Source organism: Streptomyces sp. NPDC008238, from assembly GCF_042956445.1.
GTDB lineage: Bacteria > Actinomycetota > Actinomycetes > Streptomycetales > Streptomycetaceae > Actinacidiphila.
This window is the reverse complement of sequence record NZ_JBIBGK010000014.1, coordinates 114741-138287: the sequence shown is the minus strand read 5'-3', so window position 1 is coordinate 138287 and position 23547 is coordinate 114741. Positions and strand designations below refer to the sequence as shown.

General features: G+C 72.7%; 21 protein-coding genes and 1 pseudogene. 4 read left to right on the top strand and 18 right to left on the bottom strand.

Annotated elements, in window-relative coordinates; all coding sequences use genetic code 11:
• Window positions 1-30: 30 nt before the first annotated feature.
• From ffh to nsdA, 5 genes are all read right to left on the bottom strand, one after another.
• Window positions 31-1569 (bottom strand): signal recognition particle protein, encoded by a 1539-nt coding sequence (gene ffh / locus ACFZAU_RS26010; RefSeq protein WP_499602185.1) that lies wholly within the window; start codon window positions 1567-1569, stop codon window positions 31-33.
• Window positions 1570-1653: 84 nt separating this feature from the next.
• Window positions 1654-4131: a [protein-PII] uridylyltransferase gene (locus tag ACFZAU_RS26005; protein ID WP_500554166.1), complete on the bottom strand. Its 2478-nt coding sequence runs from the start codon at window positions 4129-4131 to the stop codon at window positions 1654-1656.
• A gap of 93 nt (window positions 4132-4224) precedes the next feature.
• Complete coding sequence (locus ACFZAU_RS26000) at window positions 4225-4563, bottom strand: P-II family nitrogen regulator (protein ID WP_391578994.1); 339 nt, start codon at window positions 4561-4563, stop codon at window positions 4225-4227.
• On the bottom strand, window positions 4560-5918 hold the full coding sequence (locus ACFZAU_RS25995; protein WP_500554165.1) for an ammonium transporter: 1359 nt from the start codon (window positions 5916-5918) through the stop codon (window positions 4560-4562). Before ACFZAU_RS25995 ends, ACFZAU_RS26000 begins: the two co-directional genes overlap by 4 nt.
• A gap of 418 nt (window positions 5919-6336) precedes the next feature.
• Window positions 6337-7785, bottom strand: a complete 1449-nt coding sequence (gene nsdA / locus ACFZAU_RS25990; protein ID WP_499602189.1) for a transcriptional repressor NsdA — start codon at window positions 7783-7785, stop codon at window positions 6337-6339.
• 299 nt (window positions 7786-8084) lie between these two features.
• Here nsdA and ACFZAU_RS25985 point away from each other — a divergent pair, with 299 nt between their 5' ends.
• Window positions 8085-8759, top strand: coding sequence for a bifunctional DNA primase/polymerase (locus ACFZAU_RS25985; RefSeq protein ID WP_500465185.1), 675 nt, complete (start codon window positions 8085-8087; stop codon window positions 8757-8759).
• Window positions 8760-8823: 64 nt separating this feature from the next.
• Here the strand turns inward: ACFZAU_RS25985 and ftsY are convergent, their stop codons facing one another.
• Window positions 8824-10050 carry a signal recognition particle-docking protein FtsY gene (gene ftsY / locus ACFZAU_RS25980; RefSeq protein ID WP_499602192.1) on the bottom strand — a complete coding sequence of 409 codons (1227 nt, stop codon included), beginning with the start codon at window positions 10048-10050 and terminating at the stop codon, window positions 8824-8826.
• Window positions 10051-10150: 100 nt separating this feature from the next.
• Here ftsY and ACFZAU_RS25975 point away from each other — a divergent pair, with 100 nt between their 5' ends.
• Complete coding sequence (locus ACFZAU_RS25975) at window positions 10151-11140, top strand: LLM class flavin-dependent oxidoreductase (RefSeq protein WP_500554164.1); 990 nt, start codon at window positions 10151-10153, stop codon at window positions 11138-11140.
• Window positions 11141-11196: 56 nt separating this feature from the next.
• On the opposite strand, the pseudogene ACFZAU_RS25970 reads toward ACFZAU_RS25975, so the two are convergent.
• The 4 genes and pseudogenes from ACFZAU_RS25970 to ACFZAU_RS25955 all read right to left on the bottom strand — a co-directional run.
• Window positions 11197-11433: pseudogene (locus ACFZAU_RS25970) on the bottom strand (MFS transporter); the annotation flags it as partial.
• 72 nt (window positions 11434-11505) lie between these two features.
• The gene (gene smc / locus ACFZAU_RS25965; protein WP_500554163.1) at window positions 11506-15066 is read right to left on the bottom strand and encodes a chromosome segregation protein SMC; all 3561 of its coding nucleotides are present in this window, start codon (window positions 15064-15066) and stop codon (window positions 11506-11508) included.
• A gap of 175 nt (window positions 15067-15241) precedes the next feature.
• Window positions 15242-15430, bottom strand: coding sequence for a hypothetical protein (locus tag ACFZAU_RS25960; RefSeq protein WP_319131640.1), 189 nt, complete (start codon window positions 15428-15430; stop codon window positions 15242-15244).
• A 412-nt stretch (window positions 15431-15842) separates the two neighbouring features.
• The gene (locus ACFZAU_RS25955) at window positions 15843-16124 is read right to left on the bottom strand and encodes an acylphosphatase (RefSeq protein WP_026251710.1); all 282 of its coding nucleotides are present in this window, start codon (window positions 16122-16124) and stop codon (window positions 15843-15845) included.
• Window positions 16125-16248: 124 nt separating this feature from the next.
• Here ACFZAU_RS25955 and ACFZAU_RS25950 point away from each other — a divergent pair, with 124 nt between their 5' ends.
• A complete protein-coding gene (locus tag ACFZAU_RS25950) occupies window positions 16249-17157 on the top strand; it encodes a CAP domain-containing protein (RefSeq protein WP_500554162.1) in 909 nt (302 codons plus the stop codon).
• A 156-nt stretch (window positions 17158-17313) separates the two neighbouring features.
• Here the strand turns inward: ACFZAU_RS25950 and ACFZAU_RS25945 are convergent, their stop codons facing one another.
• From ACFZAU_RS25945 to ACFZAU_RS25935, 3 genes are all read right to left on the bottom strand, one after another.
• Window positions 17314-17667 carry a hypothetical protein gene (locus ACFZAU_RS25945; RefSeq protein ID WP_500554161.1) on the bottom strand — a complete coding sequence of 118 codons (354 nt, stop codon included), beginning with the start codon at window positions 17665-17667 and terminating at the stop codon, window positions 17314-17316.
• A gap of 105 nt (window positions 17668-17772) precedes the next feature.
• Window positions 17773-18150 (bottom strand): SMI1/KNR4 family protein, encoded by a 378-nt coding sequence (locus ACFZAU_RS25940; RefSeq protein ID WP_500554160.1) that lies wholly within the window; start codon window positions 18148-18150, stop codon window positions 17773-17775.
• 221 nt (window positions 18151-18371) lie between these two features.
• Window positions 18372-19268: a phosphotransferase gene (locus tag ACFZAU_RS25935; RefSeq protein ID WP_500554159.1), complete on the bottom strand. Its 897-nt coding sequence runs from the start codon at window positions 19266-19268 to the stop codon at window positions 18372-18374.
• A 123-nt stretch (window positions 19269-19391) separates the two neighbouring features.
• Here ACFZAU_RS25935 and ACFZAU_RS25930 point away from each other — a divergent pair, with 123 nt between their 5' ends.
• Window positions 19392-19850 (top strand): winged helix-turn-helix transcriptional regulator, encoded by a 459-nt coding sequence (locus ACFZAU_RS25930; protein ID WP_500554158.1) that lies wholly within the window; start codon window positions 19392-19394, stop codon window positions 19848-19850.
• On the opposite strand, the gene mutM is transcribed toward ACFZAU_RS25930, so the two are convergent.
• From mutM to ACFZAU_RS25905, 5 genes are all read right to left on the bottom strand, one after another.
• Window positions 19793-20692, bottom strand: coding sequence for a bifunctional DNA-formamidopyrimidine glycosylase/DNA-(apurinic or apyrimidinic site) lyase (gene mutM / locus ACFZAU_RS25925; RefSeq protein ID WP_500554157.1), 900 nt, complete (start codon window positions 20690-20692; stop codon window positions 19793-19795). The two genes, ACFZAU_RS25930 and mutM, sit on opposite strands and share 58 nt — an antisense overlap.
• 94 nt (window positions 20693-20786) lie before the next feature.
• Entirely contained in the window at window positions 20787-21536 is a 750-nt protein-coding gene (rnc, locus tag ACFZAU_RS25920) for a ribonuclease III (protein WP_500554156.1), read from the bottom strand.
• A 19-nt stretch (window positions 21537-21555) separates the two neighbouring features.
• Window positions 21556-21729 (bottom strand): 50S ribosomal protein L32, encoded by a 174-nt coding sequence (rpmF, locus tag ACFZAU_RS25915; RefSeq protein WP_026251550.1) that lies wholly within the window; start codon window positions 21727-21729, stop codon window positions 21556-21558.
• Window positions 21730-21731: 2 nt separating this feature from the next.
• Entirely contained in the window at window positions 21732-22271 is a 540-nt protein-coding gene (locus tag ACFZAU_RS25910) for a YceD family protein (RefSeq protein WP_500465176.1), read from the bottom strand.
• 181 nt (window positions 22272-22452) lie between these two features.
• The gene (locus ACFZAU_RS25905) at window positions 22453-23541 is read right to left on the bottom strand and encodes an ATP synthase subunit B family protein (RefSeq protein WP_500554155.1); all 1089 of its coding nucleotides are present in this window, start codon (window positions 23539-23541) and stop codon (window positions 22453-22455) included.
• Window positions 23542-23547 lie beyond the last annotated feature (6 nt).

The following is a 23547-nucleotide window of genomic DNA, read 5'->3' as shown; positions in this document are numbered from 1 at the left end:
ACGCCGCCGTCGTACGCGCTTCGGGCCGGATCAGCCCATGAACTTCTTGAACTCGTCGGGCAGTTCGAAGTTCTGGCCGTCCTGGCCGGCCGGCAGGCCGAAGGCGCCGCCGGCCTGCTGCTCGCGGCGCTCGGCGTCGGCCTTCGCCTGCTCGGCCCGCTTGAGCGGGTTGCCGCTCTGCCGCTTGCCCTTGGCCTTCTTCTGCTGCTTCTTCTGACGGGCGCCACCGCCCAGGCCCGGCATGCCGGGCATCCCCGGGATGCCGCCCTGGGCCATCCGGGACATCATCTTGCGGGCCTCGAAGAACCGCTCCACCAGGCTCTTCACGGCGCTGACGTCCACACCGGAGCCGCGGGCGATGCGGGCCCGGCGGGAGCCGTTGATGATCATCGGGTCCTGGCGCTCGCCCGGCGTCATCGACTTGATGATCGCGGCCGTGCGGTCCACGTCGCGCTCGTCGAGGTTGTTGATCTGGTCCTTGATCTGGCCCATGCCGGGGAGCATGCCGAGCAGCTTGGAGATCGAGCCCATCTTGCGGACCTGCTCCATCTGCTGGAGGAAGTCGTCGAGGGTGAACTCCTTGGGACCCTTGGCCAGCTTCTCGGCCATCTTCTGGGCCTCGGCCTGGCTGAAGGTCTGCTCGGCCTTCTCGATCAGGCTGAGGACGTCGCCCATGCCCAGGATGCGCGAGGCCATCCGGTCGGGGTGGAAGGCGTCGAAGTCGTCCAGCTTCTCGCCGTTGGAGGCGAACATGATCTGGCGGCCGGTGACGTGCGCGATGGACAGTGCGGCACCACCACGGGCGTCGCCGTCGAGCTTGGAGAGCACCACGCCGTCGAAGCCGACGCCGTCGCGGAAGGCCTCCGCGGTGTTGACCGCGTCCTGGCCGATCATGGCGTCGACGACGAAGAGGATCTCGTCCGGCTGCACGGCGTCGCGGATGTCCGCGGCCTGCTGCATCATCTCGGCGTCGATGCCGAGGCGGCCGGCGGTGTCGACCACGACGACGTCGTACTGCTTGGTGCGCGCGTGCTCGAGCGAGTCCTTGGCGACCTGGACCGGGTCGCCCACGCCGTTGCCCGGCTCAGGCGCGAAGACCGCGACGCCCGCCCGCTCGGCGACGACCTGGAGCTGGTTGACGGCGTTGGGACGCTGGAGGTCGGCCGCGACCAGCAGCGGGGTGTGGCCCTGGCCCGCCAGCCAGCGGCCGAGCTTGCCCGCCAGGGTGGTCTTACCGGCACCCTGCAGACCGGCCAGCATGATGACGGTCGGGGGCTGCTTGGCGAAGCGCAGCCGCCGCGTCTCACCGCCGAGGATGCCGACGAGCTCGTCGTTGACGATCTTGATGACCTGCTGGGCGGGGTTGAGGGCCTGGGACACCTCGGCCCCGCTCGCCCGCTCCTTGACCTGCTTGATGAAGGCACGGACCACCGGCAGCGCGACATCCGCCTCCAGCAGCGCGATGCGGATCTCTCGCGCCGTGGCGTCGATGTCCGCCTCCGAGAGGCGGCCCTTGCCCCGGAGGTTCTTGAACGTCGCTGCGAGGCGGTCGGAAAGGGTGTCGAACACGTCGGTCGCGGATCCTCAGGTCGGGGGCGGGTGATAGGTCGTCCTCAAGGGTATCCGCCCGGCCCGCGAATGGTCTCCACCGCGTCAGCGCAGGGCCCGCTCCACCTGGTCGGCCACCTCGGCCGCGCGTACGTCGGGGAGCGGAGCGCCGGCGGTGTCGGTGACGTAGAACGCGTCCACCGCGTTGGCGCCGAGCGTGCTGATCCGGGCGGACCTGACGTTCACGCCGGTGTACTCCAGGGCCCGGCCGATGCGGTGCAGCAGTCCCGGGGCGTCGTGGGCGCGTACCTCGATGACGGTGGCGGCGGTGGAGCTGCCGGGGGCGACGGCCACCCGCGGCGGCGGGGGTGTGACCCCGCGGCGGCGGGGATAGGCGGACTCGCGTTCCGCCAGGCGCGCCTCGATGTCCAGGGAGCCCGCGAAGGCCCGGGCGAAGTCGTTGCGCAGCCGTGCCGCCTCGGGCAGCGAGCCGTACTCGGCGGCCACCCGCCAGCGCAGGAGGGTCACCGGGCCCTCGCCGATGGGGTCGACCGTTCGCAGGTCGGCGGCGCGGACGGTGAGCCGGTGGAGGGCCAGCACGCCGGCCGCCGCGGCGAGCAGCCCGGGGCGGTCGGGGACGGCCAGGAGCAGTTCCACGCCGACGGGCTCGGGCTCGTCCTCCGCGGTCCGCGGGGCGGTCCCGTCGGGGTCGGGCTCGGCCTGGGCGTGCAAGGCGATGACCGGGCCACCGGTGCGCGCCGCCTCGACGGCCAGGCGCTCCTCCTCGGCGGTGGGCTCGCGGTCGGCAGGCTCGGGCACCGCCCCGCTGGCCAGGACGGCGGCGACCCGCTTGACCAGGTCGCCGACGAGCGAGGAGCGCCAGGCGCTCCAGGCCGCGGGGCCGGTGGCGAGGGCGTCCGCCTCGGTCAGCGCGTGCAGCAGCTCCAGCGTCTCGCCGTCGCGCACGGCGTCGGCGACGCCCTGCACGGTGGCGGGGTCGTCCAGGTCGCGCCGGGTCGCGGTGTCGATCAGCAGCAGGTGGTGGCGGACGAGCAGGGCCAGCGTCGCCACGTCGGCGCGGCCGAAGCCGAAACGGGCCGCGACGTCCCGGGCGATGACCTCGCCGGCCTCGGAGTGGTCGCCGGGCCAGCCCTTGCCGATGTCGTGCAGCAGTGCGGCGATGAGCAGCAGGTCGGGGCGGCCGACCCGGCGGGTCAGGCGCGAGGCACGCACCGCGCACTCGATGAGGTGCCGGTCGACGGTCCAGATGTGCACGGCGTTGCGCTGCGGGCGGCAACGCACCCGTTCCCAGTCGGGGAGCAGCCGGGTGATCATGCCCTCGGCCTCCAGGGCCTCCCACACCTGGACGGTGGACTCCCCCGCTCCGAGCAGGGTGACGAGCTGTTCGCGGGCCTCGGCGGGCCACGGCACCGGCAGCGGCCGGGTGGCCTGGGCCGCGCTCAGCCGGCGGACCGCGTGCAGCGACAGCGGCACGCCGTGCTCGGCGGCTGCCGCCGCGGCGCGCAGCGGCAGCACCGGGTCGCGCTCGGGCCTGGCCGTGAGCGCGAGGACGGCCTCGCCCTCGTGCTCCACGACGCCCTCGGCGAGCGGGGTGCGCTCGGGGGCGTTCCCCTGCTCGGGACGGGAGCGGCCGAGCAGCCCGCGCCTGCGGGGGCGCGTCTGACGGGAGCGCAGGACCCGGCCGACCTCGCGCCAGGTGACGTCGAAGGCGTAGCCGACGGTGCGGGCCGCCTCGTAGACCTGGCGCAGCAGCGCGTCGGCGTCCAGCAGCCCGAGCGCGTCGGCGACCTGGTCCTGCTCCTGCAGGGCCAGCCGGTCGGTGGCGCGGCCCGTCACCAGGTGGAGTGCGTCGCGGGCGTCGAGCAGCCGGGTACGGGCCTCCTCCAGGCCCTCGCGGGGCGCGTCGGCGAGCCAGGACGCGGCGACGGCGCGCAGCGCGGTCGCGTCGCGCAGCCCGCCGCGGGCCTCCTTGAGGTCGGGCTCCAGCAGGTACGAGAGCTCGCCGTGACGTTCGGCGCGCTCCTGGCACAGCTCGTGGAGCGCGGGGAGCCGCTTGGGGGCCTGGTTGCGCCAGTCGGCGAGGACGGCGGTGCGCAAGGAGGCGGTGAGGGCGGTGTCGCCCGCGATGTGGCGGGCGTCGAGGAGGCCGAGCTGGACCTTCAGGTCCTCGGCGGCGGTCCCGCGGGCCTCGGCGGGGGTGCGGACGGAGTGGTCGAGGGCGACGCCGAGGTCCCAGACCGGGTACCAGATCCCGTCGGCCAGGCCGGCGACGTCACCGGGCCCGGCGGAGCCGTCGTGGAGCAGCAGCAGGTCGAGGTCGCTGCGCGGGGAGAGCTCGCCCCTGCCGTAGCCGCCGACGGCGACCAGCGACCAGCCCCGGGCCCCGGTCCGGTCGGCCGCGCCGCGGGCGAGGTCGGCGAGCCAGCCGTCGGTGAGGGCGGCCAGCGCCTTGCGCCGCGGCGGCCCGGACGGTCCCCCGCCGTTCAGGAGGGCCAGCCGGGCCGCCGCGTAGCCTGCGGGGGCGTGTCCGTCGGGGGCTTTCGCGTCGACGTTCTCCGTCACACTGTCTCCAGTCGCAGGCCGTGCGGCGGAACCGCCCGGTTTCGGTGGTGCGGAAGGGGCGCGGCCGGTCTCCCGGCCGCGCCCCCCGCGTCCTCAGAGTGCGTCCGGGCCGCGCTCCCCGGTCCGGACCCGTACGGCGGTCTCGACGGGGATGCTCCAGACCTTGCCGTCACCGATCTTGCCGGTGCGGGCCGCCTTGACGACGACGTCGATCAGCTGGTCGGCGTCGCCGTCCTCGACGAGCACCTCGATGCGGATCTTGGGCACGAGGTCGACGGTGTACTCGGCACCGCGGTAGACCTCGGTGTGGCCGCGCTGGCGGCCGTAGCCGCTGGCCTCGGTGACCGTCAGGCCCTGGACGCCGAAGGCCTGCAGGGCCTCCTTGATCTCGTCCAGCCGGTGCGGCTTCACGACCGCGGTGATGAGCTTCACGCGTCCACCTTCTTCGACGGGGCGTCGGTCACCTGGGTGCCGCTGCCACTGCTGCTGTCCAGGGAGGAGAGGGCGGCCCTGACCGCACCGGCCACGCCCGCGAAGTCGTAGCCGGTCTCGGCGTGCTCGGCCTGGTCGATGCCGGCGACCTCGGTCTCCTCGCTGACGGTGAATCCGATCACCAGGTCGATCAGCTTGGCAAGGATCGCCGAGGCGACCAGCGAGTAGGCCAGGACCACACCGACGCCCAGGAACTGCTTCCACAGCTGGTCGAAGCCGCCGCCGTAGAAGACGCCCTTGGCGGTCTGGCCGACCCCGCCGGTGGCGAAGAAGCCGATGAGCAGCGAGCCGACGATGCCGCCGACCATGTGCACGCCGACCACGTCGAGGGAGTCGTCGAAGCCGAACCTGAACTTCAGGCCGACCGCGGCGGCGCAGGCCACACCGGCGATGGCGCCGACCGCGAGGGCCCCGAGCGGACTGACCGAGCCGCAGGCCGGGGTGATGGCGACCAGGCCGGCGACCGCTCCGGAGGCGGCGCCCAGGGTGGTGAAGGAGCCGTGCCTGATCCTCTCGTAGGCGAGCCAGCCGAGCATCGCGGAGGCGGTGGCGACCTGGGTGTTGGTGAAGGCCACGGCCGCGACGCCGTCGGAGGCGAGCCAGGAGCCGGCGTTGAAGCCGAACCAGCCGAACCACAGCAGACCGGCGCCGAGCATGACCAGCGGCAGGTTGTGCGGCCGGAACGGGTCCTTCTTGAAGCCCACGCGCTTGCGGATGACGAGGATCACGCCGAGCGCCGCGGCACCGGCGTTGATGTGCACCGCCGTACCGCCGGCGAAGTCGATCACGCCGCGCGTGAAGAGGAAGCCGTCGGACGCCCAGACCATGTGGGCGACCGGGAAGTACACGACCGTCGCCCACAGGGCCACGAAGAGCGACCAGGCGGTGAACTTCACCCGGTCGGCCAGGGCACCGCTGATGAGGGCCGGTGTGATGATCGCGAACATCAGCTGGAACACGGCGAAGACGTAGACCGGGATCGTGTAGCCGTCCCACAGCTGGTTGATCCCGATGTTGCGCATGCCGGCCCACTCGAAGCCGCCGAAGAAGGCGTTGCCGGAGTCGAACGCGACGCTGAAGCCGTAGAGCGTCCACAGCACCGTGACGATGCCGATGGCGATGAAGCTCATCATCAGCATGTTCAGGACGCTCTTGACCCGCACCATGCCGCCGTAGAAGAAGGCCAGGCCGGGGGTCATCACGAGCACCAGTGCCGCGCTCAGCAGCATGAACGCCGTGCTACCGCTGTCGAGCGTGGGCGTGTCTGCGGCAAGCGTCAGAAAGCCTGCTGCCATCGGCGTCTCCTCGTCATCCGAACGGCCCGTGCGGGAAGCGGGCTCGGTGGGCCGGTTTTCGCCATGAGGTTGTCCCAGCCGGGTTTCCGTCGGCGCCATCGGGTGTTTCGTCACCGTGACGAAGAAGTCGTCCGTGTTACGTCGCGATGAACCGCCGCCCCAGCGGGCGCCGCCATGACGACGCCGTCATGACGCCGCGACCCCTCTGGCGGGCCGACGAGCTGTATACGTGCCGCGCGGGCCGGGGTGGACAAACCTCGCCACGCCGTCGAGGGGGCGCGGGAGGACGCGCCGGAGGACGAAGCGCCGGTGGACGAGGACCGGCCGCGGCGGGCCACCCGGTTGACCTGGCATGGGGGAGCCGAGTCGGGCTGTCGGGATGGCCGGCCGCGGCCGGGGTGCGGGGCGGACCGCCGGTTCAGGCGGTCTCGGCGACCTCGGGGAGGTCGGCGGCGAGGCGCTCGCTGAGCTGGGCGACCTCGGCGACCTTGCCGAAGTCGCGCAGGGCGCTGTCGGCGGTCTTGCGGATACGGGTGTTCACCCGCTCGGAGCGCACGTGCTTGGCGACGTCGATCGCCTGGACGGTGAGCCCGGCGGCCTCCTCCGGGCTGCGCTGGAGCAGGTGCACGGTGGCCATGCCGATCAGGTTGAGGGCGTAGGCGCGCTGGTGGACGCTGTCCTTCGCGAAGAGGTCGACGGCCCGCTGCATCACCGGGTGTGCCAGCGAGGCGTACGTGGGGCTGCGGCCGGCCACGTACGCCAGGTCGCGGTAGGAGTGGGCGTTCTCGGCGTTGAGCTCGGCCTCGTTGAAGAAGCTGATCCAGTCCGGGTCCTCGGTGGGCCGGGAGTCGGTATAGGAGTCCTCGGCCATCCGCACGGCGCGGTGGCACTTGCTGACCTGGCCCATGTTGGCGTAGGCGCGGGCCTCCATCGCGTACAGCATCGCCTGGGTGGTGGCGCTCGCGGTGTCCCTGCTGCCGTACTGCGCCAGGTGGATGAGTTCCAGTGCGTCGTCCGGCCGGTCCAGGTGGATCATCTGGCGGCTCATGCTGGACAGGACGAACGCGCCCAGTGGGCGGTCGTCGGCCTCCTTGGCCGCGTGCAGGGCCAGGACCAGGTACTTCTGCGCCGTCGGGTGCAGTCCGACGTCGTACGACATCCAGCCGGCGAGCGCCGCGAGCTCGGCGGTGACGCGGTAGAGCCGCTTGGCGACGGACTGCGGATGGGACTCCTGCAGCAGGTCGGTGACCTCGTGCAGCTGGCCCACCACGGCCTTGCGGCGCAGGCCGCCGCCGCACTGGTTGTCCCACTGCCGGAACATCACCGTGGTGGCCTCCAGCAGCTCCAGCTCGGGCTCGGAGAGCCGGACCCTGCCGCCGGAGTCGCGCGGCGGGGGCACGTCGGCGCCGGACGCGGGGGTGGGCACCAGCCAGCGCTGCATCGGCTCGACCAGGGAGGGTCCTGCGGCCAGCGCCAGGGAGGTCCCGAGGAAGCCGCGGCGCCCGAGCATGAGGTCGCTGCGGGAGAACTCGTTGATCAGCTGGACCGTCTGCGGCCCCGCCCACGGCAGGTCCACTCCGGTCGAGGCGGGCGGCTGGTGGGCGGGGCGCAGCCCCAGGTCCTCCACCGGGACGACGGTGCCGAAGCGTTCGGAGAACAGCTCGGACAGGATGCGCGGGATGGGTTCGCGCGGTTGCTCGCCGTCCAGCCAGCGGCGCACCCGTGAGGTGTCCGTGCTGACGTGCAGGGCACCCATCTGGCGCGCTCTGCGGTTCACCTGACGGGCGAGTTCGCCCTTGGACCAGCCACTGCGCACAAACCAAGAGGTCAGCTGCGCGTTGGGCTGCTTGTCCTGTGTGCCGCCCACCGTGACGCCCCCATTCCGTCGCCCAACACCTTCGGGGATGAGGGCCGTTGCCTGCCTGGGCCCCCAGTGCCTCAGTGTCCTACGAGTCTTGCCTCCGGCATACCCGCCGGCCCGCACACTTCCGGGGCTTGCAAACCGAAAGTAATCCTACGATCACCCATCCGGCGATGCCTTCAGCGAAAACGCCACCATTCGCCACCCCTTCGAATGAACTACATGTGCACGCGGAGCGATTCACTTGACACATGCCGATCAGGCACGGGCGTAACCATCGGCAACTGCGACCCGTTGGGGGTGTCATGGGCTTCACGATCGGCAGCATGCGGGAGATGCGTCACATCCGCTCCGGCGCGCGCCGCCGGACGCACGCCTCGGCGTGCACCACCGTGGCGGAGTACACCGGGTTGTGCGGATGGGCGGTGGCGCCGGGTGCGCGCGCCACACGCGGGGGCGGGCAGTGCTCCTGCGGTGACCCGGGGTGCGAGGCACCGGGCGCCCACGCACTGGACTTCGCCGGCGAGGTGCCGGCCGGGGCGACCCTCGAGGAGGCCGTGGCGGCCTGGGAGCACGTCCCGGGCGCGGCGCTGATGCTTCCCGTGGGGCGCACCTTCGACGTGATCGACGTGGCGGAACGATCCGGCGTGCGCGCTCTGGTGCGCCTGGAGCGGATGGGCCTGCGGCTCGGCCCGGTCGTCGCCACCCCGGACGGCCGGGCGCAGTTCTTCGTCGCGCCGGGGGCCGCCGCCGAACTCCCGCACCTGCTGTACCGCATGGGCTGGGACGACGCCGACCTCGACCTGCGCTGCCTCGGGCCGGGCGAGCACGTGACCGCCCCGCCCTCCGACCTCGGCGGCCTGGGCCCGGTCCGCTGGCTGCGGCCGCCGGCGCTGGACGCCGACCGCCAGCCCCCGGAGGCCCGGCTGCTGCTGGGCACGCTGGCGTACGTCTGCCACCGGGACCGCGCGTACGCGTGAACGACGGCGAGGGGCGCACTCCCGGGAGTGCGCCCCTCGTCCGCTGGTCGACCGCTGCCGCCGGCTAGGAGCCGATCAGCGCGTCCACGAAGGCCTCGGGCTCGAACGGGGCGAGGTCGTCCGCCCCCTCCCCCAGGCCGATCAGCTTGACCGGCACGCCCAGCTCGCGCTGGACAGCGACGACGATGCCGCCCTTGGCGGTGCCGTCGAGCTTGGTGAGCACGATGCCGGTGATGTCGACGACCTCGGCGAAGACCCGGGCCTGCACGAGGCCGTTCTGACCCGTCGTGGCGTCCAGGACCAGCAGGACCTCGTTGACCGGGCCGTGCTTCTCCACGACGCGCTTGACCTTGCCGAGCTCGTCCATCAGGCCGGTCTTGGTGTGCAGCCGGCCCGCGGTGTCGATGAGGACGACGTCCGCGCCCTCGGCGATGCCCTCCTTGACCGCGTCGAAGGCGACCGACGCCGGGTCGCCGCCCTCCGGCCCGCGCACGGTACGGGCGCCCACCCGCTCGCCCCAGGTCTGCAGCTGGTCCGCGGCCGCGGCACGGAAGGTGTCGGCGGCGCCCAGCACGACGCTGCGGCCGTCGGCCACCAGGACGCGCGCGAGCTTGCCGGTGGTGGTGGTCTTGCCGGTGCCGTTGACGCCGACGACCATCAGCACGGCCGGCTGCTCGGCACCGTCCGCGTTCGGCAGCCCGTCCGTGTGCAGGGTGCGGTCCAGGTCCGTGCCGACCAGGGTCAGCAGTTCCTCGCGCAGCAGCTGCCGCAGGTCGGCGGGGGTGCGGGTGCCGAGCACCTTCACCCGGGTGCGCAGCCGCTCCACCAGTTCCTGGGTGGGGGCGACACCGACGTCCGCGGTGAGCAGGGTGTCCTCGACCTCCTCCCAGGTGTCCTCGTCGAGGTGCTCGCGCGAGAGCAGCGTGAGCAGGCCCTTGCCCAGCGCGTTCTGCGAGCGCGAGAGCCGGGAGCGCAGCCGTACCAGACGGCCGGCGGTGGGCTCGGGCTGCTCGATCTCGGGGGCGGCCGGGCGCTCCTCGACGATGACGCCGCCTGCGGAGGCGTCCTCGGACTCGGGGAGCTCGACCTCTTCGATGGTCCGGCGGGGCTCATCCCGCGGGGCCTCCGCCTCGTCGCCGACCTGCGGTTCGGCGGGAGGCGCGGTGATCGTCGGCTGCTCGGTGGGCGGCGCGGGGGGCAGCTGCTTCCTGCGGCGGCTGCCCACCACCAGCCCGCCGGCCGCCAGGATCACGACCAGGGCGATGACTACGGCAAGAATGACGGTTTCCATAACCCGTCCAGTATCGGTCACGCGGCCCGCCCTCCCGGGAGCCACCCGGCGGGCGTCCGCGACTCTGTTCATCTGACGGTTCGTCAGCTAACGTCGGCGCATGCCCGCCACTGTCGTACGTTTCAACCTCGTCGACCCCGCGGCCTCGCCCGGGGCGCTGAGCCACCGCTACCGGGCCGCCCTGGAGATGGCCGCGTACGCCGACGAGCGCGGCGTCGCCACCCTCCAGACCGAGGAGCACCACGGCTCCCCCGACGGCTGGCTGCCCTCGCCCTTGACCTTCGCGGGGGCCGTCCTCGGCGCGACCCGCCGGATCGCGGTCACCGTCTCCGCGCTGATCGGGCCGCTGTACGACCCGCTGCGGCTGGCGGAGGACCTGGCGGTGCTCGACCACGTCGGCGGCGGGCGGCTGGTCACCGTCGCCGGCATCGGCTACCGCCCCGAGGAGTACGCGGCCCTCGGGGTCGACTGGCACCGGCGCGGCGCCCTCCAGGACGAACTGCTGGACACGCTCCTGAAGGCGTGGACCGGTGAGCCCTTCGTCTTCCGCGGCCGGACGGTCCGGGTCACGCCCCGCCCGCACAGCTCGCCGCACCCGCTGCTGATCGTCGGCGGCAGTTCGCGCGCCGCGGCGCGCCGGGCGGCGCGTTTCGGTCTGCCGTTCTTCCCCAGCGCCCACCTGCCGGAGCTGGAGGCGTACTACCGGGAGCAGCTCGCCGAGCACGGCACGGAGGGCTGGTGCCTGATGCCCCCGCCGCAGGTGCCGCTGCTCCACCTGTCCGAGGACCCCGACCGCACCTGGGCCGAGCACGGCGGCCGGCTGTTTTACGAGGCCGCCACCTACGCCTCCTGGCAGTCCGCCGGCATCCACTCGGCGGTGCGCTCGACGGCCGCCTCCCCGGAGGAACTGCGCCGCGAGGGCGTCTACCGCGTGGTCACCCCCGACGAGTGCGTCGCCCTCGCGGAAGCGAGCACCGACCCGGCCGCCGCGCTCGTGCTGCACCCGCTGTGCGGGGGGATGCCGGTCGAGGAGGGCTGGCGGAGCCTGCGGCTGTTCGCGGAGCAGGTGCTGCCCCGGCTCAAGGACTGATCCGGCTCGAGGACCGGCCCGGCGGGCGACGACGCCCCCGGGCCCGGACGGGCACCACGGCGCAGGTGCTCGCGGATCTCGGTGACCCGCGCGCCCGTGTCCGCGTGCGCGCCCTCGACGTCGCGCAGCACCTTCTCGGCGTCGGAGATCCGCCCGGCCGAGATCAGGAAGCGGCGCGACTCGGGGATGGCGAACGACGGCAGGCCGTACAGGACGGCGGGCACGACCATCACGCCGAACACGACCTGCCACGCCTCGACGCTCAGCAGGTCGCCGCGGTGGTCGCCGTCGGCGGGGCCTTTCACCGGCCGATCAGCGCGATGGCGACGACCCTTCTTCGTTCACCACGTGAAGTCGGCGGTCGATCAGGCCTTGAGGCGCTGGCTGATCACCTTCGACACGCCGTCGCCCTGCATGGACACGCCGTACAGCGCGTCGGCGACCTCCATCGTCCGCTTCTGGTGGGTGATGACGATCAGCTGCGAGCTCTCCTGCAGCTCCCGCATGATGCGGATCAGCCGCTGCAGGTTGGTGTCGTCCAGCGCGGCCTCGACCTCGTCCATCACGTAGAACGGGCTCGGCCGGGCCTTGAAGATCGACACCAGCAGCGCCACGGCGGTCAGCGAGCGTTCGCCGCCCGACAGCAGCGACAGCCGCTTGACCTTCTTGCCCGGCGGACGGGCCTCCACCTCCACACCGGTGGTGAGCATGTTCTCCGGGTCGGTGAGGATCAGCCGGCCCTCACCGCCGGGGAAGAGCCGGGAGAAGACGCCCTCGAACTCCCGCGCGGTGTCGTGGTAGGCGGAGGTGAAGACCTGCTCGACCCGCTCGTCGACCTCCTTGACCACCTGCAGCAGGTCGGCCCGGGTCTTCCTGAGGTCTTCCAGCTGCTCCGAGAGGAACTTGTGCCGCTCCTCCAGCGCCGCGAACTCCTCCAGCGCCAGCGGGTTGACCTTGCCCAGCTGCTGGTACGCCTTCTCCGCCGCCTTCAGCCGCTTCTCCTGCTCGCCCCGGTGGTAGGGGCGCGGCGTGTTGCGGGGGTGCTCCGGGTCCTCCGGCAGCACCTCGCCCTCGGCGGGCGGCGACGGCGGCACGAGCTGCTCGGGCCCGTACTCCGCGACCAGCCCCGCGGGCTCGACGCCGTACTCCTCCAGCGCCTTGCCCTCCAGCTGCTCGATCCGCATGCGCTTCTCGGCGCCCAGCACCTCGCCCTTGTGGACGGAGTCGGTCAGCCGGTCCAGTTCGGACTTCAGCTCACGGCCCCGGCGGCGGGCGGTGTCCAGCTCCGCCTCGCGCTCGGCCTTGGCGCGCTCGGCCGCGCCCCGCTCCTCGTCCGCGCGCCCCAGCGAGACCTGGACGTACGCCAGCAGGCCCTGAGCTCCCTTCAGCACCGCGGAGGAGACCTGCGCCTCGTACTCCAGGCGCGCCTTGCGGCGGGCGGCCCGGGCCCTGGACTCGCGTTCGGCGCGGGCCGCGCGGTCCAGGCCGTCCGCGCGTCCGGCCAGGCCCTTGACCCGCTCCTCGTGGGTACGGACCTGGAGCCGGGCCTCCATCTCTGTCTGGCGGGCGTTGGCGCCGTCGGCGGCCAGCCGGTCCCGCACGGACGTGTCCGGCTCCTCGTCGGCGGGGGCGGCCTCCGCCTCGCTCAGCCGGAAGGAGAGCTCCTCGAACTCCTCTATGGCGGCCGCCAGCGACTCCTCCGCGCGGCCCACGGCGGCGGCAGAACGTTCCGCCTCCCCCGCCGCGGCGCGGGCCTGGCCGCCCAGCCGGCCCAGTTGCTGGGCCACGGCCGACTTCTCCTTCTCCGCGGCCCGGCGACGCTGCGTCAGCTCGTCGACCACCCGGGCGGCCGCCCCCCGGCGTTCCTTGGCCGCGGCCTGCTCCTCCGCGAGCGTCTCGCAGCGCCCGGCCAGCGCCTCCAGCTCGGCGGCCGCCTCGTCGACGGCGGCCTGGACCTCCAGCAGGCTGGGGGCGCCGGCCGAGCCGCCGTGCGCGAAGTGGGCGCCGAGGACGTCGCCTTCCGCGGTCACCGCGATCAGCCGCGGGTGGGTGGCGACCAGTGACTCGGCCTCGGCGAGGCTCTCCACGACGACATGGTCCCGCAGCAGACGTCGCACGGCCGGGAGCAGTTCGTCGGGGCCGCTGACGAGCGCGGCCGCGGCCCGCGCGCCCGCGGGCACCTCGGCGGCCTGCTCCTGCGGGCCGCTCTCGCCGGCGACCAGCAGCGCGGCGCGGCCCGCGTCGTCCTTGCGCAGCAGCCGCAGCGCCTCGGCGGCGGCGGACGGGCCGGAGAAGGCCACGGCGTCGGCGGCGGCGCCCAGCGCGGCGGCGACCGGCACCTCGTGGCCCGGGGCGACGGTGAGCAGTTCGGCGGCGGGGCCGAGCAGCCCGGCCAGCCGGTCGCCCGCGGCGAGCAGGGCGCCGGTGCCGTCCTTGCGGCGCAGGCCGAGGGCGAGGGCGTCGTGGCGGGCGGCGAGCGCGGCCCGTCGGCGTTCGGCGGCGGTCGCGGCCTCGCGGGCGGCGGAGTGCGCCTCGTCGGCGCGGACCTGCTCGTCCTTGGCGGCTTCCAGGCGCTCGTCGAGCTCGGAGTCGTCGGCGTCCAGGTCCTCGACCCGGGCGCGCAGTTCCTCGTACTCCTCCTGGGCGGACTCGGCGCGCTCGCGCGCCTCGTCGCGGGCCGCGGCCAGCCGGCCGATCTCGGCCTCGGCGGACCCGGCCTTGGAGCGGGCGGCGTTGACCTGGCCCTGCAGCCGGGCCAGGCCCTCACGGCGGTCGGCGATGGCCCGGGCCGCGGCCTTGAGCGCCTTGTCCTCCTCGGCGAGGCGGCGTTCCAGCTCGGCGCGGTGGTCGACGGTGTCGTCCAGGGCGCGCTGCGCGGCCTCCAGGGCGTCGGTGAGTTCCGCCTCCTGCTCGCGGATGCGGGCAGCCTCGCGCTCCATGTCCTCCGGGTCGCGGCCGCGCCGCTCCTCGGTCGGCTGCGCGGTGGCATGACGTACGCGCTGCTCGGCCAGGCCGATGGTGCCGCGGACCCGCTCGGCCAGCTGCGACAGTCCGTACCAGGTGGCCCGGGCGTCGGCGAGGCGCGGGGCGAGCGCCCTGACCTGCTCCTCCAGCCGCGCCTCCAGTTGCACGGCGGCCGCCAGGTCCGTCTCGACGGCGTCGCGGCGCTCCTTGAGCGCGGCCTCGTCGGCGACCTCGGAGCGCAGCGCGTCCCGCAGGGTGACAAGGTCGTCGGCGAGCAGCCGCAGCCGGGCGTCGCGCAGGTCGGCCTGGATGACCACCGCCCGGCGGGCCACCTGCGCCTGCCGTCCCAGCGGCTTGAGCTGACGGCGCAGCTCCGCCGTCAGGTCCTGGACGCGGGCCAGGTTCGCCTGCATGGCGTCCAGCTTGCGCAGCGCCTTTTCCTTGCGCTTGCGGTGCTTGAGGACGCCGGCCGCCTCCTCGATGAAGGCGCGGCGGCCCATCGGATCGGCGTGCAGCACCGAATCCAGTTGTCCCTGACCGACGATGACGTGCATTTCGCGGCCGATACCGGAGTCGGAGAGCAGTTCCTGGATGTCCAGCAAACGGCAGGTGTCACCGTTGAGCTGGTATTCGCTGCCACCGTTGCGGAACATGATCCGCGTGATGGTGACCTCGGCGTATTCGATCGGGAGGGCACCGTCGCTGTTGTCGATCGTGAGCGACACCTCGGCGCGGCCGAGCGGCGGCCGCCCTGTCGTGCCGGCGAAGATCACGTCCTCCATCTTTCCGCCGCGCAGCGACTTGGCGCCCTGTTCGCCCATGACCCAGGACAGCGCGTCCACGACGTTGGACTTGCCGGAACCGTTCGGGCCGACGACACAGGTGATTCCGGGTTCGAACCGCAGTGTCGTCGCCGAGGCGAATGACTTGAACCCGCGCAGGGTCAGGCTCTTGAGGTGCACGCCGTTGGACTCTACCTCCCGCTCCCGGTTTCACCGAGGAATGCGGGGGGCACATGCAAGGCAAGGGCGGAGATCATGGGAGGGCAACGGGGCGGAAAACGACGAAGGGACGCCGGGGCGTCCCTTGCACATTCCCAAACGGAGTCGTTTCCACTTGACCGGCCGAAAGGCCGCGTCAGGCGAGAACCGGCTCCGCGTGAGGTACGTCGACGAGCTCGTGCGAGGCGGCGGCCAGCGCATCGTTCTCGGCCTGGATCCGTACGAGCTCGGTTTCCAGGTCCTGGACACGCTGCTGCAGCCTTCGCATCTCGGCGAGGAGTCGAGGGTCGGGGCCGCCGACGTAACCGAGAAGCGCCTTTGCCATGATGGATGGTCCTCCACGCTGAGTGACCGACCGGGGAGCGGTGTGGGTCGTTTGTGAGGGGTTAGAGGCACCCGCGCCGTGTGCGCCGAAGCTGCCCTTTGCCATGCCTACAGCTGCGGTGCGCGGGGCTTCCAGCGTCTCACCAAATGGTTGGACGGTCAACACGATCACAGCCCGGTCGTCGGGTGCGCCTAAGAAAGCACGGCGCGAGAACGGCGCCGCGGGCGTCCCGCGTGGCGTGGAGGACGGGGCCGTCAACCGCTCCCCGAAGATCACCGCGTCCTCGTTGTCGGCAGCCTCGCACGTGGTGCGCGAAATGGCAACCTCCTTACCGCTCTTGCCACGTGAGAATGCCGGTGGTCTGTCGCCCGGCCCTCACCTGCGAGGACGGGGCGGTGCGGCGGGCGGTGCCTCAGCGGATCGCGAAGCCCTCGTAGCCACCGCGCGGCTCGCCCCAGATCTCGGTCACGCCGTCGACGCGGCCGGGCGTGTCGCCGGTCCGCAGCCAGTCGAGCAGTCGGTCGCAGTGGGACCGGTCGCCTTCGGCCACGATCTGCACACGTCCGTCCGAGAGATTGCTCACATAGCCGTCGAGCCCACCGATCTCCAGCGCGTTCGCCCGCGTCCACCAGCGGAAACCCACTTGGTGTACTCGGCCTCGCACCCAGGCCGTGAGTCGGACAGCGTCGTTCATGGAAGCACGCTAACCCGCCAGTTGCACAGGGTTCACACCGGCCCCGCCTGTCTTTCGGTACAGTCGCGCCGCAACAGGACTCACCCGTTCGGGTGAACACCGTCGACATAAAGGACTGCACCGGATGGGCCGCCACAGCCGTACAGCCTCCGAGCCGGCGCCGTTCTCGGAGGCGCCGCGCCACCGCGGGCAGAGCAGCAGGGCCCGGCGGCGCAAGCAGAACCCGGTGCGCACCGGGCTGCTGGCCTCCTCCGCCGCGCTGGCCGTCGGTGCGATCGGCGTCTCCAGCGGACTGCTTCCCTCGCCGGACGGTTCCGGCGGGTTCGCGTACCATGACGACGCTCCCGGCCAGGTCCAGGCCGCCGGGCTGCCGAACACCGCGAGCCCCCAGGACGTCGGCGCCGTGCCCGCCGACCGCGACACCTCGGCCCCCGCGAGCCGCGGGGACGCCCGTACGACCGCGCCCCCGGCGGCGCCGTCGGCACCCGTGACCGCCACGACGCCGACCCCCTCCGCACCGAGCTCCGCCCCGGTCGAGGTCCCCACCACGCCCGCCGCGCCCCAGCCCTCCGCGTCCTCCGCGCCGGCCACCATCCCGTCCCTGCCCGCGGCCACCACCGTGCCGGGCGGCGACGAGGAGGTGGAGGACGGCGACCAGAGCGTCGCCGAGGTCTCCGTCCTGGCCCTGGTGAACACCGTCCGGGCCACCGCCGGCTGCCAGCCGCTGCACGCCGACAAGAAGCTCTCCGAGCTCGCCTCCGACTTCAGTGCCGACATGGCCGCCCGGGGCTTCTTCGACCACACCGACCCCGACGGCGACGACCCCTGGGACCGCGCGGCCCAGGCGGGCGTCAAGGACCTCGGCGGCGAGAACATAGCCCGCGGCCAGGCGACGGCCGAGGAGGTCATGTACGCCTGGATGAACAGCGACGGCCACCGCGCGAACATCCTCAACTGCGACTTCAAGAAGATCGGCGTCGGCGCGGTGTTCGGCGAGGGCGGCCCCTGGTGGACGCAGGACTTCGGCTACTGAGGCAGAGGCAGTCGCAGGTCAGGTAGCTCGCGGCGGGCCGTCGTCGATCACAGGTTTCCTTCCGGGACCGAGATCGACGGCGGCCCTCGTGCGTGCGTGGCTCTTACCGTTCTCGCGCCCAGGGGATATCGCTGCCGCGACGGTTTTCAAGATCGCCTATTGATCCGCCACCAAAGCCTGACGCTCGTATCCGAGAATGTCGTGGACCCAATGATCGAAGTACTCGGCTTCGGCCTGCCGGTCACCTTCGATGGTCAGCCACTCACGGGCCGCCGTGATCATGTGCGCCTCGGCTTGATCCGTTTCCGCCGGCCGGAGCTCGACCCAATCCGTCAGCGCGCCCCACATGAGATGCAGCGAGAAACACGCTTCGTCTCCGTCGGCCCCAGGCCACTCACCCATGGCGAAACCCCACATCTCCAACGCCAGTTCGTACGGAGAAGCAACGCCGTCCAGCATGGCCGTTGCTTGTGCTCTGACCGCTATGCGGAACGCCTCGGAGTCCTCCATTCCAAGAGACTAAGCGAAGCGATCACTGGTCTTGCACGACCGGAAATCCTCGCTGACAACCGTCGGCCGCTCGATTCGCGAGCGGGTGCGCTCGCGGCCTTGTGGCTACCGATACCAGTCGGCGCCGGTTGCCAGGGAACGGTTGAGGTAGTCCTCCAGGTCCCGGGCGGCCCACAGCCGGCTGTCGTCCTCGTGGGCCCACACGAAGATGTCCGGACGGTCAGGCGTCACCACGAAGGCGAACTGGTCACCCCCGCTGTTGTCGCCGAAGAACAACAGGGGATCGAAGGGCATGTAGAGGCCCGGGAAGGCATCGGGAGACCAGAACAGCAGGTTCTGTTGCACGATCCGGTCCAGGGACCAGACGACGTCCTTCCCGTAGGTGCCGACCACCCCGTTGGTCTCCAACAGCAGGGCCGCCAGGGGAGCGGGCAGACCTCGGCCGAGGCGCCGTTCCGCCTCAGCGAGAGCGAGCCTGTCCACAGGCGGTCGGAGTCCGGCGCTGGGCAGAGCTCCGACGGCAACTTCTTTCCACACGGGCGCAGCCTGATCGCCAGGACGGACTGTCCCGAGCGGGTTGCTGCGCCGGGGGCGCGCCGTTGAACGGCGGCGGCTTCGGCCGCGTAGTGGTGGGTGTGGTCGGGAGGGACGTGGTGCCGCGGGACGCGGCCGTGGGGTGGGGGTGCGGCCGTGCGGTGTCGGCGCTACGGGGCGGTGAGTGCCGCCTCGATCGAGGTGCCGTGGCGCTCGAGCCAGGCCTCGCGGCGTTTGATCTGGTCGCCGAGCCCCTCGTGCCACATGCGGGCCCAGCCGCCGCCCTCGGTCTCGGCCATCAGCTTCATGGAGAACCACGCGCGGCGCGCCCGCAGCACGGCGACCTCCAGCAGGCGGCCGCGGTCGGCGCCGGACATCCCGTACGCGTCGGCGAGGAGGCGGCAGCGGCGGGGGACGTCGACGCCGCGCAGGTGGGGGTCGGCGTCGGCGGGGTCGCCGATCGGGGCCCAGTAGAGCATCGCGTTGTGGATCTCCTCGACCCTGGGGACGGGCTTGGCCAGGTCGAAGTCGATGAGCGCGGCGGCCCGGCCGTCCCGGAAGACGATGTTGTCGGGCGTGAAGTCCATGTGGCCGATCAGCTCGGCGGGGTGGTCGGGTGCGGGTGGCATGTCCGGGTGCGGGACGGGACCGGACGGGGCTCCGACGCCCTCCGGCGGGGTGAAGCCGGCGGCCGCGTCGTCGTAGGCACGGACGAGGCGGCCGACCGAGACGAGGCGGTCCTCGTCGGCGATCCAGGCGGGCCGCGGACGTCCGGCGACCTCGCCCGTGACGTAGGTCAGCACCTCGCGGCCGGCGGCGTCGATGCCGAGCAGGCGCGGGGCGCCGGGGAATCCGGCGTCCTCCAGGTGACGGAGCAGGGCGTGTACCAGGGGGCTGTGGGCGCCGGTCGGGCGGCGGACGGTGTCGCCGACGCGGACGACGCCCTCGGTCACGTCACCGCCGAGCAGCGGGACCTCCGCCTGCGGCTCGGCGGTCTCGGCGTACGTGGCGGCGGGGCCGGGCGGAGGAGCCGGGGACGCCGGGGAGGGCGGGCCGTCGGGAAGCATCCGCCCATTGTGCGCCGTACGGCCCGGGGCGCGCCGGGGGTTCACGGCAGGGGCTCACGGCGGGTCCCCGCCGAGGCGCAGCGCGACCCATGGGGTGTGCCGCTGGCGGGTACGCTCCCGCCCATGGAGACGTCCGCGCGTACCTGTGACGCCCCCGGCGGCAGCGGTGGTGCCGGGCCGGAGGCCCTGGAGTTCGACGTGTTCGCCCGCTCCTGCCCGTCGCGCCCCACGCTGGAGCACGTGACCGGCCGGTGGGGTTCGCTGGCGCTGGGTGCGCTGGCCGGCGGGGCACTGCGGTTCAACGAGCTGCGCCGCCGTGTCGACGGAGTCAGCGAGAAGATGCTCTCGCAGACCCTGCACGCGCTCGAAAGGGACGGCCTCGTGCGCCGCGAGCCCCGGCCCACCAACCCGCCGCGCGTCGACTACAGCCTGACGCCGCTGGGCCGGGACACGGCCGAGCGGCTGCTCGCGCTGATCGAGCTCGTGGAGTCGCGGATGCCCGAGGTGCTGACGGCGCAGCGGAGCTACGACGAGCGGACGACGAGCGCGGTGGCGCCGGCCGCGGTGCGCGGCGGTCGCTGACAGCGGGGGCAGAAGTAGCTCGACCGGTTCATCCAGGGGCGGCGGCGGATCGGGGTGCCGCAGCGGCGGCAGGGCTCGTCCTCGCGGCCGTAGGCGTCCAGGGAGCGGTCGAAGTAGCCGGACTCCCCGTTGACGTTGACGTACAGGCTGTCGAAGCTCGTGCCGCCGGCGGCGAGGGCGTCGGTCATGACCTCGCGGATGTGGGTGAGCAGTTCGGTGGTGACCGGCCGGGTCAGGGTCGCGGTCGGCCGCTCGTAGTGCAGCTTGGTGCGCCACAGCGCCTCGTCGGCGTAGATGTTGCCGACCCCGCTGATCAGGGACTGGTCCAGCAGCGCCCGCTTGATCGTGGTGCGGCGGCGGCGCAGCGCGGTGTGGAAGGCCGAGTCGTCGAAGCGGGGGTCGAGCGGGTCCCGGGCGATGTGCGACAGGGGCACCGGCAGCCGCTCGGGGTCGCCGGGTACGCACTCGTGCAGCGACAGGCCGCCGAAGGTGCGCTGGTCGACGAAGCGCAGCTCCGTGCCGAGGTCGTCCTCGAAGCCGATCCGGATCCGCAGGTGGGTCTCCGCGGGCGCGTCCTCGGGCTGGACGAGCAGCTGGCCGCTCATGCCGAGGTGGCCGAGGAGTGCCAGCGGGGAGTCCGCCAGGGGCAGCCACAGGTACTTGCCGCGGCGCAGGGCGGGACCGAAGGTCTGCGCCTCCAGCCGGGCGGCGAAGTCCGCGCCGCCCGCGAGGTGGCGGCGCACGGCACGGGCGTGCAGCACCTCGGCCCGGGCGACCGTACGGCCGCTCACCCAGCGGTCCAGGCCCCGGCGTACGACTTCGACCTCGGGCAGCTCCGGCACGCGGTGCGCTCCTCTCGGACAGCGGTTCCCCGCCCGGGGAACCGCAAGGCCCGTCCGGGCGGCCTCGGGGGCCGGCCGGACGGGCCTGACGGGTTCAGCTCGCGACAGTGCCGTTCGCGTCGCGCTTGGCGCGGATGTCGCGCCAGGCGGACTCGGCGGCCTGCTGCTCCGCTTCCTTCTTGCTGCGGCCGGTGCCGGTGCCGTACTCGACACCACCGACGCGGGCGGCAGCCGTGAAGGTCTTCTCGTGGTCGGGTCCGGTCTCGGAGACCACGTACTCCGGGACACCGAGTCCCTCGCCCGCGGTGAGTTCCTGGAGGCTGGTCTTCCAGTCCAGTCCCGCACCGAGGTTGGAGGACCTCTCGATCAGCGGATCGAAGAGCCGGTGCACCAGCTCCGACGCGGCGTCCAGGCCCTGGTCCAGGTAGACCGCGCCGATCACCGCCTCGAGGGTGTCCGCGAGGATGGACGCCTTGTCCCGGCCGCCCGTGCCCTCCTCGCCCCGGCCGAGGCGGATGAAGCTGCCCAGGTCGAGGCCGCGGCCGACGTCGGCCAGGGCACGGGAGTTCACCACCGCGGCCCGGAGCTTGGCGAGCGTGCCCTCCGGGAGGTCCGGGTGCGTGCGGTAGAGCGTGTCCGTGACCACCAGGCCGAGCACGGAGTCCCCGAGGAACTCCAGGCGCTCGTTGGTGGGCAGACCACCGTTCTCGTACGCGTACGAGCGGTGGGTCAGCGCACGCACCAGAAGGGCGGGTTCGAGTGTGTACCCGAGCCGCCCTTCCAGAACCGCGGGGGACGAGGCTGCCTTACCGGCGTCCGTCGACGTTGCGCCGTCTGACGACATGGAGCCCCTCACCCGCCGATCAGACCTCGAGGACCTGACGACGGTTGTAGGTGCCGCAGCTCGGGCACGCGATGTGCTGCTGCTTCGGCTCGTGGCAGCGCTCGCACGCCACCAGGCTCACGGGCGCAGCCTTCCACTGCGAACGGCGGTGGCGCGTGTTGCTGCGCGACATCTTCCGCTTGGGAACAGCCACGGCTACTTCTCCTGGTTCTCGTCGGCGCCGTCCTCGGCACCGCTCAGCTGGATTTCCTGCAGGGCCGCCCAACGGATGTCGGTGACCTCGTGGTGGTGGTCCGGGTCGTCCGCCAGCCGCGCGCCGCAGTCGGAGCACAGGCCGGGACAGTCGTCCTGGCACACCGGCTGCAGCGGCAGTTCGAGAACCACCGCGTCCCGCAGCACGGGCTCGAGGTCGAGCAGGTCGCCCTCGAGGAACAGAGTGTCCTCCTCCTCGGCGTCGTCACCGGCGTCGGCGGCACCGTGGTGCCCACCGGTCCGGGTGTCGGCGTCGGGGTAGGAGTACATCTCCTGGAAGTCCGTCTCGAGCTCGCGCTCGACCGGTTCCAGACACCTTACGCACTCCCCCGAGAGCGGTGCGCGGGCGGTGCCCGTGACGAGCACCCCCTCCATCACCGACTCCAGGCGGAGGTCCAGCGTGATCTCCGTGCCCTCGCGGACACCGATGACCTCGATGCCCATGTCCTTGGGGGCCGGCACCGAGCGGGAGACCTTCTTCATCGCCCCAGGACGACGACCCAGCTCGTGCGTGTCGAACACGAGCGGGTTGCGGTGGTCGAGGCGGGTGTTCAGGGCTCCTGCTTTCTTCGGTCCGGTGGTGCGGGCCCGTCGGGACGACGGCGGGCACGCCAAAGCGCCGGGGATCACACGGCTGAGGGATCAGGATACCGGTCCCCCGGGCTCAGCCCAAACCGCGCTCCTGCTCCAGCTCCCGCAGGCGGTTCAGGTCGATCATGCTGGTGTCGAAGAAGCTCGTCTCGTCCAGCGCCGCGCCCTGGCCCTGCTGGTGCTGCTGCGGGGCGTAGTGCTGCTGCTCGTAGCCGGTCTGCTGCGGCTGCTGCGGTTGCTGCCAGCCGTAGTTCGGGTCGTAGTACGCCTGCTGCGGCTGCGCGGCGTACGGGTCGGCGTACTGGCCCTGCTGCTGGTACGGGTCCGGCTGCTGGACCTGCTGCTGTTGCTGGTACGGGTCGTGCTGCTGATAGCCGTAGTCGGGCTGCTGCACGGCGTTCGGGTCGTACTGGTAGTCGCCGGGCGCCACGGGGGCGGCCAGGCCCGCGAGGTACTCGGCGTCGGACTGGCCGGGGACCTGGCCCTCGGCGTCCGTGTCGTGGGCGAGGTGGTCGCCCAGCTCGTCGATGGGGCGGTGGCCGGTGAGCTTCAGGCGGCCGCGGCCGACGGCCTCCAGGGTCTTGCTGAGGACCGCCTCGAAGGCGCCCAGCTTGGCGTCCACGTACTCGTCGGCGCGGCGGCGGAGCGTCTCGGGGTCGCCGCTGCGCTCCGGCGCGTCGTCGTCCTCGTACGGGTAGCCGTTCTCGTCGAGGGCCGGGCCGTGGCCCAGCAGCTTCTCGCGGCCGCGGTCCACCGAGCCGATGGTCTTGGTCAGCACGACCTCGAAGTTGGCGAGCTTGCTGTCGACGTAGTCGTCGGCCTCGGCGCGGATCTCGGTGGCCTCGCGCTGCGCCTCCGTGACGATGCGCTCGGCCTCCTGCTGGGAGCGGCGGGCGATCTCGGTGTCGGAGATCAGCGAACCGCGTTCCGCGTGCGCGGCCCCGATGATCCGGCCAGCCTCGGCCCGGGCCTCCTCGACCATCTGCTCCCGCCCGCCCAGCAGCTGCTGGGCCTGGGAGAGCGAGTCGGGCAGCGCCGACCGCACGTCTTCGAGCATGGCGAGCAGGTCGGCACGGTTGACCACGCAGGAGGCCGACATCGGCATGGACCGGGCGGCCTCCACGGCGGCCACGATCTCGTCGAGCTTCTTCTGGACGTCCACGTCCCA